We start from the raw sequence: 13,240 nt of genomic DNA, 5'->3' as shown, positions 1-13,240 counted from the left end.
GTGGCCCGCGGCGGCCGAACGGCGGCGCATCGCGGAATTCAAGACGATTCGAGATCAGGCCAGAGGCGGGGCGCGGGGCTGGAAGGCGTTGCGGGCCGTATTCGGCTCGGCGCGTCCGGCCGCGGCGGCGAAGCGGCGCAATGCGAATGGTGGCGGCAGCGCCAGAGCCGGCGGCGTGGCGATCATCGCAGCGCCGGCCATCGCCATCGTCACGCAGATCGCGCAAAGGTCGACCGAGTCCTGGTGGTGGTCCGGGGTCGGCTGCGCCGGCGCCATCGCCGAGCCGGCCTGCGCGACGGCCGTCGCCGCGACGTCGAGGCCGTGGAAATGGCCGAATGACAATACGAGCTGCAGCGCCAACGCGAACAGCGCCAGCCGTGATCCCAGCCTGAGATTGATCCGAAACCAGTCCATCGATGCCCCGCCACCGAGGATGGCTCCCTCGATGTTATAACATTACATTGCCGGGCCGCGCGCCGCTGTCAACGCCTGTTCTGCCGAGATGCAGCGCAGCGGTCGGCCGATGGCCGATCGCCGATGAGTTGCGCTATTTCGGCATCAGGGCTTTGAGCTTCTCGATATCCTTGATGTTCATCTTGAAGCCGCCCGGCATCACGACATCGCCGGGCTTCTGACCGGGCTTGCAGGCGCCGAGCCATTTGGCTTGCAGCATCATGGTGGCGTCGCGCGGCACCTCTGTCGGGCCGCCGTCCTGGTGCGAGGTCACCTTGACGGTGTAGGCGGAATTGAAATCGCCGGTGATGTCGGCATGGGTTTTCGTCGACATCCCGCCCGCGCTGCAGTCGGCGTCGGTACTGTAGCCGGTGGCGGTCTTGCGGATTTCGTTTTTGGCGCAAACCTCTTTCGACATCGGCGAGAACGCCGTGCTCATCTGCTTGTCGATGGTCTCGTCGGTGCAATGCTGCATGGTGACGGTCGGCAGCTGCGCGCCGCCGTCCATCTTCATCTCCCACAGGCCCGGCTTGCGGACCGGCAGCTCGACCGCGTCGGAGGGCCATGCCGGAGCGGTGCCCAGCAAGGCGGCAAGTGGCAGCCACAGCAACCGCCCAGTTGACGTGGTCATGGCGAGCTCCCGGTCAGGCGACGGCGGCGCTCAATAGCGGGTGCGCAGCGGTCGCTCATTGGCGCCATAGGGCACCCAGCGGCAGGCAAAGGAAATGTAGCCGCCATAATTGGCCTGCACGCCGGTCAGTTTCACCACCTTGCCGTAGCGTGCGCAGTGCTGGACCGCGATGGCGCGAACATCGACCTGGCCGACCAGATTATAGGAGATGATTCCACCGGTATCGTTGCCCGTGACCGGCGGCACATAATCGGCGCGCGCCACGCCATTGGCGAGCATGGCGCTGATCAGCGCAACGCCCAGCACCAATAGCGGTCGCACCAGCATCGGCCGCGCCAGGATATTTTGCATCGGAATCTCCATCATTGCGGGACCGACACTAGAGCGCATCGGCAGCGATGAAAAGCGCGGCGGCTCGGTCGGCGCGGAGTTGCGGGCGGGTGTGGCCGCGTTGCACTTGACCTCGCACGGGCTTCGCGGCACCGTCGGGCTCACAGAATAATCGGCGGATGTCCCATGCGCTTTGCCTCCCGTTTCAAGATCCCCGCTGGCGCGGCCGTGATGGCTGCGGTGGCGATGCTGCTGGCCATGGCGCCGGCCCGCGCCGCCAACCCGCTGGAGATGAATTTCTGGCTGTCGGGTCCGCGCTATGACGGCAATCTGCCGGCCTGCGAGCAGGTTTTGGGGACCATTGCCAGCCGCTTCGCGGACAAAGAGGGCACGTTCTGGAATTCCGCGCTGCGCATCACCGGCTTTGCCCAGGTCCGTGAAGTTGCATTTCGCCCCTGGGATTCAGCGACCATTCCGCGGCGCTTTTGTACCGCCGACGCGATGCTGAGCGACGGCAAGCCGCGTGCGGTCAATTTCTCGATCGTCGAGGATGGCGGCCTGGCCGGCTTCGGCGATGGCGTGGAATTCTGCGTCGTCGGGCTGGACCGCAATTGGGCCTATAATCCGCGCTGCAAGGCCGCCAAGCCCTGATCGGGCCGCAGGCCCGGTTCGCCTGTCGGACGGTATTCGTCTGGCAGACGCCGTTGCTGTTCTTGAAATGTTTCGGCTTGCCCGCTACGGGTTCCGTGTCAATGAACCGCGGGACCCCTCATCATGTCTGATTTGATCGGCCGGAAATTGATGGCGCTGGCGCTACTTGTCGGCACGCTGGCGCTGCTGCTGCCGGGCGGCGCCGCGGCGCTGGATCGCCGCCAAAACGCCCCCGGCGAGTTCGATTTCTACGTGCTGAGCCTGTCATGGTCGCCGTCTTATTGCGCCAAGGCGGCCGAGCGCGGCAGCCATAGCCGCGCCCAGCAGATCCAATGCGGCGGACGGCCCTATTCCTTCATCGTGCATGGGCTGTGGCCGCAATATGAGCGCGGCTTTCCTGATTTTTGCGAGCGGCCGGCGCCGCGGCTCAGCCGCGACATCATGACGTCGATGCTCGATCTGATGCCGGCGCCGGGGCTGGTCTACAGCCAATGGGACAAGCACGGCACCTGTTCGGGGCTCGGCCAGCGGGCCTATTTCGAAACCGTCCGCAAGGCCCGCGCCGCTGTCAAGATACCGCCGGATTTTCTCGACCTGCAGCAGCAAGTGACCATCACGCCGCAGGCGCTCGAGGAAGCCTTCATCAAGGTCAATCCGGGCCTGAGCGCTTCGGCGATCGCGGTGAGTTGCGACCGCAACCGGCTCAGCGAGGTGCGGATCTGCCTCAGCAAGAATCTGCAATTCCGGGCCTGCGAGGAGACCGACCGCCGCGCCTGCCGCCGCAATTCCGTGGTGATGCCGCCGATGCGCGGCGGCTGATGCGCGCGGCCCGGCTTTTGCTCCGATGGCCACGCAACGGCAACGGCAACGGTGGTCGCAGTCGCGACATCGCCGTTGCGCCGTCTTGACTTCGATTGCGGCTCCGCGTCACCGTCCCGCTCCCACCTCAGAATGACCGATTGAATCCGACAATGACTGGTTTTGCCGTTATCCGCGACACCACGCCCGCGTCCGCGATCCCCAAAGGGGCGGTGGTGGCGATGGGCAATTTCGATGGCGTCCATCTCGGCCACCGCGCCGTGATCGCGGCCTGCAAGGAAATGGCGCGGATCCGCCGCGCGCCGGCCTTGGCGGTGACGTTCGAGCCGCATCCGCGCAGCTTTTTCAGCCCCGACACGCCGCAATTCCGGCTCACCGACGAGGCCGGCAAGCTGCGGCTGCTGGCCGGCACCGGCCTCGACGGCGCGGTGATCCTGTCGTTCGACGCCGCGCGTGCCGCCACCACGGCGCATGACTTCATCCGCCAGGAGCTGGTCGCGCGGCTCGGCGTCCAGGGCATCGCGGTCGGCTATGATTTCCATTTCGGCAAGGGCCGGGGCGGCTCGCCTGCCATGCTGGTCGGCGAGGCGCCGGCGCTCGGCATCGAGGTGGACGTCCAGCCCCATATCGATTTCGGCGACCATCCGGTGTCGTCCAGCGCGATCCGCAAGGCGCTGGAGCAGGGCCATATCGCCGCCGCCACCGAGATGATGGGCGGCCCCTGGTTCGTCACCGGCGAGGTGATCCACGGCGAAAAGCGCGGCCGCGAGCTCGGCTATCCCACCGCCAATATCCGGCTCGACGCCAATTGCGGGCTCAAGCACGGCATTTATGCGGTGCGGGTCGGCCGCAACGGCCAGCATATCGACGGCGTCGCCAATTTCGGCCGCCGCCCGACTTTCGACAATGGCGCGCCGCTGCTGGAGGTGTTCCTGTTCGACTTCAAGGCCGAGCTCTACGGCGAAACCCTCGATGTCGCCTTCATCGCCCATATCCGCGACGAGGAGAAATTCGAAGGCGCCGAAGCGCTTGTGCGCCAGATGGACGACGACAGCGCCCGCGCCAAGGCGGCTCTGGCCGCCGACCACGGCGCGTTCCCGGTGCTCGGCAAGGTGGGATGACCAAGACCGAAAAGCAGAAGATGCTGGCGGGCGAATTGTATCGCCCTGGGGATAAGGAATTGCAGGCCGATGCCAGCGCCAACAAGGCCTGGCTGGTCCGCTATAACGCCGCCGGCGCGCTGCTCGCCGCCGATCGCCACGTCCTGCTGTCGGAGCATTTTGCTCAGGTCGGCGAGGGCGCGGTGGTGCGGCCGCCGTTCTTTTGCGACTACGGCTACAATATTTGCCTTGGCGCCGGCGTTTTCCTGAATTTCAACTGCGTCATTCTCGATGTGGTGTCGGTCAGCATCGGCGACCGCACCCAGATCGGTCCGGCGGTGCAGATCTACGCCGCCGACCACCCCCGCGACGCCGCCGCCCGCCGTGACGGCCTTGAATTCGGCCGCCCGGTGCGGATCGGCTGCGACGTCTGGATCGGCGGCGGCGCCATCATCCTGCCCGGAATCACCATCGGCGACGGCGCGGTGATCGGCGCAGGCAGCGTGGTAACCCGCGACGTCGCGCCCGGCGCCACGGTGGCGGGCAATCCGGCCCGGCCGATTGCTGGCTAGATCGATCGTCCGAGGCCAGGAATGCCGTCATTCCGGGGCGCGAGCAGCGCCGCTGCGAGCGAACCCGGAATCTCGCAGCAACTGCCAGCGTCTCCCTCGCCGCAAGATTCCGGGTTCACTCGCCCTTCGGGCTCGCGCCCCGGAATGACGGCCATTTGGTGACGAGCCGGCAAGCGCAACCGGAAACGCCATAAGGATGACAGCCAGCCGGCGCCGCGGGGCTTTGCGATCCGCTGGCCGCCTGCTAATGAATGCCCATGTCTGCGCGGCGCACCTTCATCAGCATTAGCGTCCCGGCTTTCGCGTGAACTTTGAGTTCGGCGCAAGACCGGGGCCTTTTCCGTTTCATCGCGATCGATCGCGTTTCCGCGCCTCTTGACCCAGAGATTCCATGTCCGAAGCACCCGAGAAGTCCGACGCCCCCAAAGCCGACGCCACCAAGGCCGGCAACGACTATTCCAAGACCCTGTTCCTGCCGCAGACCGAATTTCCGATGCGCGCCGGATTGCCGCAGCGCGAGCCCGAAATGCTCAAGCGCTGGGAGGAGATCGACCTTTACGGCCAGCTGCGGCAGAGCGCGAAAGGCCGCGCCAAATTCGTGCTGCATGACGGGCCGCCCTACGCCAATGGCAACATCCATATCGGCCACGCGCTGAACAAGATCCTCAAGGACGTGGTGACCAAGAGCCAGCAGATGCTCGGCTTCGATTCCAACTACGTCCCGGGCTGGGACTGCCACGGCCTGCCGATCGAATGGAAGATCGAGGAAGAAAACTACCGCTCCAAGGGCAAGCCGAAGCCGAACTTCAAGGACTCGCCCGCGATGGTGGCGTTCCGCAAGGAATGCCGCGCCTATGCGGGCAAATGGCTCAACGTGCAGCGCGACGAGTTCAAGCGCCTCGGCATCATCGGCGACTGGGCCCATCCCTACGCCACGATGGACTACTTCGCCGAAGCCCAGATCGCCCGCGAACTGATGAAATTCGCCGCCAACGGCACGCTGTATCGCGGCTCCAAGCCGGTGATGTGGAGCGTGGTCGAAAAGACCGCGCTGGCGGAAGCCGAGGTCGAGTACGAGGACTACACGTCCGATACGGTGTGGGTGAAGTTTCCGGTGGAACGAGTCGGACGACTCGAGGGCCGCCACCCGGCGGAGATCCCCGGTGGGTTTGAGGATGCGTCAGCGCTTCTTTCAAAAAGGGCTGCGATCGTAATCTGGACGACGACGCCCTGGACGCTTCCGGGCAATCGCGCGATCAGTTTCTCGTCGAAGATTTCCTACGGCGAATACAAGGTCACCGACGCGCCAGCCGACAATTGGGTCAAATCCGGCGAGGTTCTGATCCTCGCTGATACGCTTGCGGAATCGTTCTTCAAGCAAGCTCGCGTCACGGCGTTCGAGCGCGTCGCCGACGTCTCGGCTCAGGCACTTGTGATGATCGCATGCGCCCACCCGCTGAAGGGCGTCGGCGGCGGCTATAACTTCACCGTCCCCCTGCTCGACGGCGATCACGTCACCGACGACACCGGCACCGGCTTCGTCCACACCGCGCCCGGCCATGGCCGCGAGGATTTCGATATCTGGATGCAGAATGCGCGGTCGCTGGAAGCGCGCGGCATTTCGTCGGTCATCCCCTACACCGTCGATGAAAACGGCGCGCTGACCGAGCAGGCGCCGGGCTTCGTCGGCAAGCGGGTGATCACCGACAAGGGCGAAAAGGGCGACGCCAACGAAGCGGTGATCAAGGCGCTGATCGACGCCGACATGCTGCTGGCGCGCTCGCGGCTGAAGCATCAATACCCGCATTCCTGGCGCTCGAAAAAGCCGGTGATCTATCGCAACACCCCGCAATGGTTCATCGCGATGGACAAGCCGATCGTCGACTCCCCTCCCCCTTGCGGGGAGGGGTCGGGGGTGGGGGGTGCGGCGAGCACGGCATCCGCGGCTTCCCCCCCACCCCAACCCTCCCCCGCAAGGGGGGAGGGAGCGGGCCTCGCTGCGCCGCTCCCTCAAGCAACTTCTCCGGGTGACACCCTGCGCGCCCGCGCTTTGCAGGCGATCTCGGTGACCCAATGGGTGCCGCAGGCCGGGCAGAACCGCATCAACGGCATGATCAACACCAAGCCCGATTGGGTGATCTCGCGGCAGCGCGCTTGGGGCGTGCCGATCGCGGTGTTCGTGCGCGAGGCCGGCGACGGCTCCGCCGAAATCCTGGTCGACGACGCCGTCAACAAGCGGATCGCCGATGCCTTCGAGGCCGAGGGCGCCGATGCCTGGTACGAGGAGGGCGCGCGCGAGCGCTTTCTCGGCTCGCGCGCCAATGAGGAATGGAAGAAGGTCGACGACATCTGCGACGTCTGGTTCGATTCCGGCTCCACCCACGCCTTCGTGCTGGAAGACCCGGTGCATTTCCCCGGCCTCGCCGGGATCCGCCGCAAGGTCGATGGCGGCGCCGACACCGTGATGTATCTCGAAGGCAGCGACCAGCATCGCGGCTGGTTCCAGTCGTCGCTGCTGGAAAGCTGCGGCACCCGCGGCCGCGCGCCCTATGACGTGGTGCTGACCCACGGCTTCACGCTCGACGAGAACGGCCGCAAGATGTCGAAGTCGGTCGGCAACACCGTCGAGCCGCAAAAGGTGATCGCATCCTCCGGCGCCGATATTCTGCGGCTGTGGGTCTGCGCCACCGACTATGCGGACGATCAGCGCATCGGCCCGGAAATCCTCAAGAACACCGTGGAGACCTATCGCAAGCTGCGCAATTCGCTGCGCTGGATGCTGGGCACGCTGCATCACTACAAGCCCGAGGACGCGGTCGCCTTCGCCCAGATGCCGGAGCTTGAGCGCTTGATGCTGCATCAGCTCGCCGAGCAGGGCACCATCATCCGCGCGGCCTATGCGGAATTCGACTACAAGACCGTGGTGTCGTCGCTGTCGGCCTTCATGAATTCCGAGCTGTCGGCGTTCTATTTCGATATCCGCAAGGACACGCTGTATTGCGATCCGCCGTCGTCGCTGGCCCGCAAGGCGGCGCTGACCACGATCGACATCATCTGCGATTCGATCCTGAAATGGCTGGCGCCGGTGTTGTCCTTCACCGCCGAGGAGGCGTGGCGGATGTACAAGCCCGACGCCGAGCCGAGCGTGCATCTGACCCTGTTCCCGCTTGGGCTCGATCAGTTCAAGGACGATGCGCTGGACGCCAAATGGCGGGTGATCAGGGCAATCCGCCGCGTCGTCACCGGCGCGCTGGAGGTCGAACGCGCGGCCAAGCGGATCGGCTCGTCGCTGGAAGCTTCGCCGATGATCTTTCTGCCCGAACAGATCATGGAGGGGCTCTACGAGGTCGACTGGGCCGAGATCTGCATCACCTCGAACGCGATGGTCACCATCCTGCGCGGCAACGACACGCCGCCGGCCGATGCGTTCCGGCTGCCCGAGCTGGCCGATGTCGCCGTGGTGGTGGAACGCGCCGTGGGCACCAAATGCGCCCGGTCGTGGAAGATTTCCTCCGATGTCGGCGCCGATCCGGACTATCCCGACGTCTCGCCGCGTGATGCGCATGCATTGCGGGAATGGAAGGCGCTGGGGGCAGCTTGAGCGCAGCAATGGCGATCGCCAGCACCGAGCACAACCTTGAACCTCATGGTGAGGAGGCGCCCTTGCGCCGTCTCGAACCATGAGGCCTGATCCTTCGAGACGCGCGCCAAAGCGCACTCCTCAGGATGAGGGGGGCGGGCTTGTCCTGCGCAAAGGCAGTCTTTCACCATGACCCCCGCTCTCCGTCTCGGCATCATCACTGCCACGCTGGCGCTGGCGCTCGACCAGGCCTCGAAGCTGTGGCTGCTCTATGTGTTCAATATCGCGCGTCGCGGCGCGGTCGAGGTCACGCCGTTTTTCGATCTGGTTCTGGCCTGGAATACCGGCATCAGCTATGGCTGGTTCGCCGATCAGGGGCCGACCGGGCAGGCGATCATGCTGGCGGTGAAGGCGATCGCCGTGGTGGCGCTGGCGTTCTGGATGGCGCGCTCCACCACAAGGACCGCGACCTTCGGTCTCGGCCTGATCATCGGCGGCGCGATCGGCAACGCCATCGACCGTCTGGCCCATGGCGCGGTGGTCGATTTCGCCCTGTTTCACCTCCGATTCGGCGACAAGACCTATAACTGGTATGTCTTTAACCTTGCCGACGTGGCGATCGTTGTCGGCGTGGCGGCGCTGTTGTATGACTCCTTCGTCGGCGTACCCGCCGCAAAAGCGCCCTGATCCCGGCCGATACGGTCGGATCGGCATGGCACGCCCGGATATGGCGTTTTCCGACTAGGACGTGACCCAAGCAGGGCGTTGCCCAAGATTGGCGGCCTGACGAAGAATTGAACAGGATCAACATGATGCGCGAGACCAAAACCGCTGGTTGGGTTTTGCATCCTTCAGCAAGGATGTTGATGCGGGGGCTGCGGCTCACCGCGGTGTGTGCCGGTATCGGCCTGGTGCTGGCGTCCGGCGTAGCGCGCGCCGAAGACCCCGAAGAAGACGATTCGACCTTCGAAGAGAAGATCATCAAGAAGATCATGACCGGGCTCGGCGGAACCAATATGGAGAATGGCGGGATCACCTACCGCGAACGTTCCCCGTTGGTGGTGCCGCCCAATCTCGATCTGCCGCCGCCGGAAGCCGGCAAGCGTGCCGCGAATGTGCCGCCGAACTGGCCGGTCGATCCCAGCATCGCCGAGCGCAAGCGTCAGCGCGAGCTTGCCAAGACCAAGGTCACCGGTCTGGAGAGTTCCCGTCCGCTGATGCCGAGCGAACTCGCCGCGGGCCGCATCAAGCCGGGTCCGACGCCGACGGAATCGCTGCAGCCGGGCAACAGCCTCAACAACCCGGTGCTGAGCCCGTCGCAGCTTGGCTACAAAGGCGGATTGTTCAGCACCATGTTCGGTGGCAACAAGGCCGAGACCGCGCCGTTCCCCGGCGAGCCGACCCGCGAATCGCTGGTGCAGCCGCCGGTCGGCTACCAGACCCCGTCGCCGGATTATGCCTATGGCACCGGCCCGAAGGAATCGCTCAACAACAAGCACACCGACATCATGACCGGCAAAGAGGTCAGCAATTGAGCGTGGCATCCGCTGGCCTCGCGCCCGTTTTGCCCGCCGTGGTTCGCCACATTGCCGATCGCAAAAGCTTCGTCCAGCCGCGCGGTTTTCGCCGCGTGATCGCGGCGCTGGCGTTGAGCCTGACCGCGGCGGCACTGCCGTGCGCGGCGACGGCACAGACCGTGACCTCGGCGCCGCCGACCACCTTCGCGCTCGCCAACGGGCTGCGCGTGGTGGTGATCCCGGATCACCGCACCCCGGTGGTGACCCAGATGATCTGGTACAAGGTCGGCTCCGCCGACGAGACCCCGGGCAAATCCGGTCTGGCGCATTTTCTCGAACATCTGATGTTCAAGGGCACCGCCAAGCACCCGGTCGGCGAGTTCTCCAACACCGTGCTGAAGATCGGCGGCAACGAGAATGCCTTCACCTCGACCGACTATACCGGTTACTACCAGCGCGTGCCGCGCGACCAGCTCGGCAAGATGATGGAGCTGGAAGCCGACCGCATGACCGGTCTGGTGCTCAAGGACGAGAATGTGCTGCCCGAGCGCGACGTCGTGCTCGAGGAATACAATATGCGGGTCGCCAATAATCCCGACGCGCGGCTCACCGAGCAGATTATGGCGGCGTTGTATCTCAACCATCCTTATGGCCGACCGGTGATCGGCTGGCGTCAGGAGATCGAGAAGCTCGACCGCGACGACGCGCTGGCGTTCTACCGCCGGTTCTACGCGCCCAATAATGCGACGCTGGTGATTGCCGGCGACGTCGAAGCCGCCGATATCCGCCCGGAGATCGAGCGCTATTACGGCGCGGTGCCGTCGCAGCCCTTGATTGCGCCGCGCCGGATCCGGCCGCAGGAGCCGCCGCCGGCGGGGCCGCGCACCGTGACGCTGGCCGATCCGCGGGTCGAGCAGACCAGCCTGCGACGCTATTATCTGGTGCCCTCCGCCACCACGGCCGCCAAGGGCGAGAGCGCGGCGCTCGAAGTGCTGGCGCAGCTGATGGGCGGCGGCGCCAATTCCTATCTCTACAAGGCGCTGGTGATCGACCGGCCGCTCGCGGTCAGCGTCGGCGCGTCCTATCAGGGCACGTCGCTGGACGACACCCAGTTCGTGATCGCGGTGTCGCCCAAACCGGGCGTCGACTTCGCGGCGATCGAAAAGGTGATCGACGGCGTGATTGCCGATGTCGGACGCGACACGGTGCGGGCCGAGGATATGGAGCGGGTCAAGACCCAGCTGATCGCCCAGGCGGTCTATGCCCAGGACAGCCAGGCCACGCTGGCGCGCTGGTATGGCGCTGCGCTGACCACCGGCCTCAGCGTCGCCGATATCCGCAGCTGGCCAGACCGGATCCGCGCCGTCACCTCCGACGAGGTCCGCAATGTCGCCCAGGAATGGCTCGACAAGGATCGGTCGGTCACCGGCTATCTGATCAAGGGGCCGGGCCCGAAGCGCGAGGAGAAGCGGTCGTGAAGCTCGAATTGCGTGTGGTGCGGCGGCTCGCGCTGGCGGCATCCGTTGCGCTGGCGGCGTTGTCGCCGGTGCCGTCCTTCGCGGCGGCGAAGATCCAGCATCTGGTCAGCCCGGGCGGCATCGAGGCCTGGTTCGTGCAGGACGCCACCGTGCCGCTGATCGCGATGGAATATTCCTTCGATGGCGGCGCCAGCCAGGACCCCGCCGACAAGCCCGGCGTCGGCAATCTGGTCGCCAGCCTGATCGACGAGGGCTCCGGCGATCTGGACTCGGCGACGTTTCACGAGCGGCTCGACCGCCGCGCCATCGAATTGTCGTTCAGCGCCACCCGGGACTATTTCCGCGGCTCGCTGCGGATGCTGACCGAGAATCGCGACGAGGCGTTCGCGCTGCTGCACGGCGCGCTGACCCAGCCGCGTTTCGACGCCGCTGATGTCGAGCGCATCCGCGCCCAGATCATGTCCAGGCTGCGCCGCGAATCCTCGACGCCGGGCGCGATCGCCAGCAAGAAGTTTCTGCAGGTCGCGTTCGGCGATCATCCCTATGGCCGGCCGAGCACCGGCACGCTGGAGAGCGTGCCGACCATCGATGTCGCGGACATGAGGCGCTATGTCGGCCGCGTGCTGGCCAAGGACACGCTGAAGATCGCGGTGGTCGGCGACGTCGATGCCGCCACGCTCGGCAAATTGCTCGATCAGACCTTCGGCAGCCTGCCCGCCAAGGCACAGCTCACCCCTGTTCCTGATGTGGTGGCGACGAAACCGCCGCAGCAGGTCTTGATCCCGCTCGACGTGCCGCAGACCGTGGTGATGTTCGGCGGTCCCGGCCTCAAGCGCCACGATCCGGATTTCATGGCCGGCTATGTGGTCAATCACATTCTGGGCGGCGGCACGCTGTCGTCGCGGCTGTATCACGAGGTCCGCGAGAAGCGCGGGCTGGCCTATTCGGTCTATGACGCGCTGCTGTGGATGGAACATTCGGCGCTGTTCATCGGCAACACCGGCACCCGCGCCGACCGCGCGGTCCAGACCGTCGACGCCATCAACGCGGAAATCAAGCGCATGGCCGAGACCGGCCCGACCCAGCAGGAACTCGACGAGGCCAAATCCTATCTGAAGGGCTCGCAGATGCTGTCGCTCGACACCTCGTCGAAGCTGGCAACGGCGCTGCTGCAATATCAGAATGACGGTCTCGCCATCGACTATATCGCCAAGCGCAATGCCATTGTCGACGCGGTGACGCTGGACGACGCCAAGCGCGCCGCCAAACGGCTGTGGTCCGACGGTCTGTTGACCGTCGTGGTCGGCCGCGCCCCGCAGGCCGTGGCGCAACCCGCCGCCGCGGTACCGCCGCTGCCGAAAGCGAATTAACACCCACACAAATCATCGTGTCCCGGACGCGGTGCAGCGCGCAGCGCTGCTCCGCAGAGCCGGGACCCAGCTTTGGCGGTAGCGCGTCCGGGACATAGGCGGAAGCTCCCAAAGCTGCCGTCATTCTGCGCTGCCCGCCATTTGCTGCGCCTTGCCAGGGATGTGCTACAGATCCGGCCACATCTCTCCTGCCCGGTGCCCCATGCTGCGGATTGCCCGCGATCTGTTCATCGACGAAGACAAGGACATCGAGGTCACCTTCGTGCGCGCCTCGGGGCCGGGCGGCCAGAACGTCAACAAGCTGTCGACCGCGGCGCAATTGCGCTTCGACACCAGCCGCATCGCGCTGCCGCCCGACGCCGTGATCCGGCTGGAGCGGCTGGCCGGTCAACGCATGACCAAGGACGGCGTGATCGTGATCCACGCCCAGCGCTTCCGCACCCAGGAGCGCAACCGCGCCGACGCGATCGACCGCCTGCTCGAATTGCTGCGCGAAGCGATGGTGCGCCCGGTGCCGCGCCGCGCCACCAAGCCGACGCTGGGCTCGAAGAAACGCCGCCTCGAAGGCAAAAAACGCCGCAGCGACGTCAAGGCCAAGCGCGGCAGCGGCGGATATGACGATTGAGGTGTGAGCTGGCATCCCGGACGCGCCGCAGCGCGTAGCGCTGCCGCGCAGAGCCGGGACCCCGGTTTAAGGCTCGAAAACAGCGGGGCCCCGGATCAGCAGCGCACCACGCCG

The 13,240-nt window shown here is 65.7% G+C and carries 13 protein-coding genes; 10 read left to right on the top strand and 3 right to left on the bottom strand.

Going from position 1 to position 13,240, the window contains the following annotated elements; all coding sequences use genetic code 11:
- Positions 1–54: 54 nt before the first annotated feature.
- From RBJ75_RS15470 to RBJ75_RS15460, 3 genes are all read right to left on the bottom strand, one after another.
- Complete coding sequence (locus RBJ75_RS15470) at positions 55–414, bottom strand: hypothetical protein (protein WP_052628829.1); 360 nt, start codon at positions 412–414, stop codon at positions 55–57.
- A 133-nt stretch (positions 415–547) separates the two neighbouring features.
- On the bottom strand, positions 548–1,084 hold the full coding sequence (locus tag RBJ75_RS15465; RefSeq protein ID WP_080900893.1) for a DUF3617 domain-containing protein: 537 nt from the start codon (positions 1,082–1,084) through the stop codon (positions 548–550).
- A 30-nt stretch (positions 1,085–1,114) separates the two neighbouring features.
- Positions 1,115–1,411, bottom strand: a complete 297-nt coding sequence (locus RBJ75_RS15460) for a hypothetical protein (protein ID WP_152647615.1) — start codon at positions 1,409–1,411, stop codon at positions 1,115–1,117.
- Positions 1,412–1,600: 189 nt separating this feature from the next.
- Here RBJ75_RS15460 and RBJ75_RS15455 point away from each other — a divergent pair, with 189 nt between their 5' ends.
- The 10 genes from RBJ75_RS15455 (at position 1,601) to arfB (ending at position 13,126) form a co-directional block, all read left to right on the top strand.
- The gene (locus RBJ75_RS15455) at positions 1,601–2,065 is read left to right on the top strand and encodes a hypothetical protein (RefSeq protein ID WP_044406710.1); all 465 of its coding nucleotides are present in this window, start codon (positions 1,601–1,603) and stop codon (positions 2,063–2,065) included.
- 150 nt (positions 2,066–2,215) lie between these two features.
- Positions 2,216–2,884, top strand: coding sequence for a ribonuclease T2 family protein (locus RBJ75_RS15450; protein ID WP_044406729.1), 669 nt, complete (start codon positions 2,216–2,218; stop codon positions 2,882–2,884).
- Positions 2,885–3,036: 152 nt separating this feature from the next.
- Complete coding sequence (locus RBJ75_RS15445; protein ID WP_044406713.1) at positions 3,037–4,005, top strand: bifunctional riboflavin kinase/FAD synthetase; 969 nt, start codon at positions 3,037–3,039, stop codon at positions 4,003–4,005.
- Positions 4,002–4,556: a sugar O-acetyltransferase gene (locus RBJ75_RS15440; RefSeq protein ID WP_044406715.1), complete on the top strand. Its 555-nt coding sequence runs from the start codon at positions 4,002–4,004 to the stop codon at positions 4,554–4,556. The genes RBJ75_RS15445 and RBJ75_RS15440 overlap by 4 nt, the downstream gene beginning before the upstream one ends.
- 391 nt (positions 4,557–4,947) lie before the next feature.
- On the top strand, positions 4,948–8,157 hold the full coding sequence (gene ileS, locus RBJ75_RS15435; RefSeq protein ID WP_317528495.1) for an isoleucine--tRNA ligase: 3,210 nt from the start codon (positions 4,948–4,950) through the stop codon (positions 8,155–8,157).
- 168 nt (positions 8,158–8,325) lie between these two features.
- Positions 8,326–8,823, top strand: coding sequence for a signal peptidase II (gene lspA / locus RBJ75_RS15430; RefSeq protein WP_044416428.1), 498 nt, complete (start codon positions 8,326–8,328; stop codon positions 8,821–8,823).
- Positions 8,824–8,948: 125 nt separating this feature from the next.
- Complete coding sequence (locus tag RBJ75_RS15425; RefSeq protein WP_044416431.1) at positions 8,949–9,671, top strand: hypothetical protein; 723 nt, start codon at positions 8,949–8,951, stop codon at positions 9,669–9,671.
- Between the two features lie 95 nt (positions 9,672–9,766).
- Positions 9,767–11,131 carry a M16 family metallopeptidase gene (locus tag RBJ75_RS15420; protein WP_044416429.1) on the top strand — a complete coding sequence of 455 codons (1,365 nt, stop codon included), beginning with the start codon at positions 9,767–9,769 and terminating at the stop codon, positions 11,129–11,131.
- On the top strand, positions 11,128–12,501 hold the full coding sequence (locus RBJ75_RS15415; protein ID WP_044416426.1) for a M16 family metallopeptidase: 1,374 nt from the start codon (positions 11,128–11,130) through the stop codon (positions 12,499–12,501). The genes RBJ75_RS15420 and RBJ75_RS15415 overlap by 4 nt, the downstream gene beginning before the upstream one ends.
- Positions 12,502–12,703: 202 nt before the next feature.
- Positions 12,704–13,126, top strand: coding sequence for an alternative ribosome rescue aminoacyl-tRNA hydrolase ArfB (gene arfB, locus RBJ75_RS15410; protein ID WP_044416424.1), 423 nt, complete (start codon positions 12,704–12,706; stop codon positions 13,124–13,126).
- Positions 13,127–13,240: the final 114 nt, after the last annotated feature.

It is taken from the genome of Rhodopseudomonas sp. BAL398 (assembly GCF_033001325.1).
Classification (GTDB): domain Bacteria; phylum Pseudomonadota; class Alphaproteobacteria; order Rhizobiales; family Xanthobacteraceae; genus JARJEH01.
Note: the sequence above shows the minus strand (reverse complement) of the source record. Positions and strands in the feature narration are given on the sequence as shown.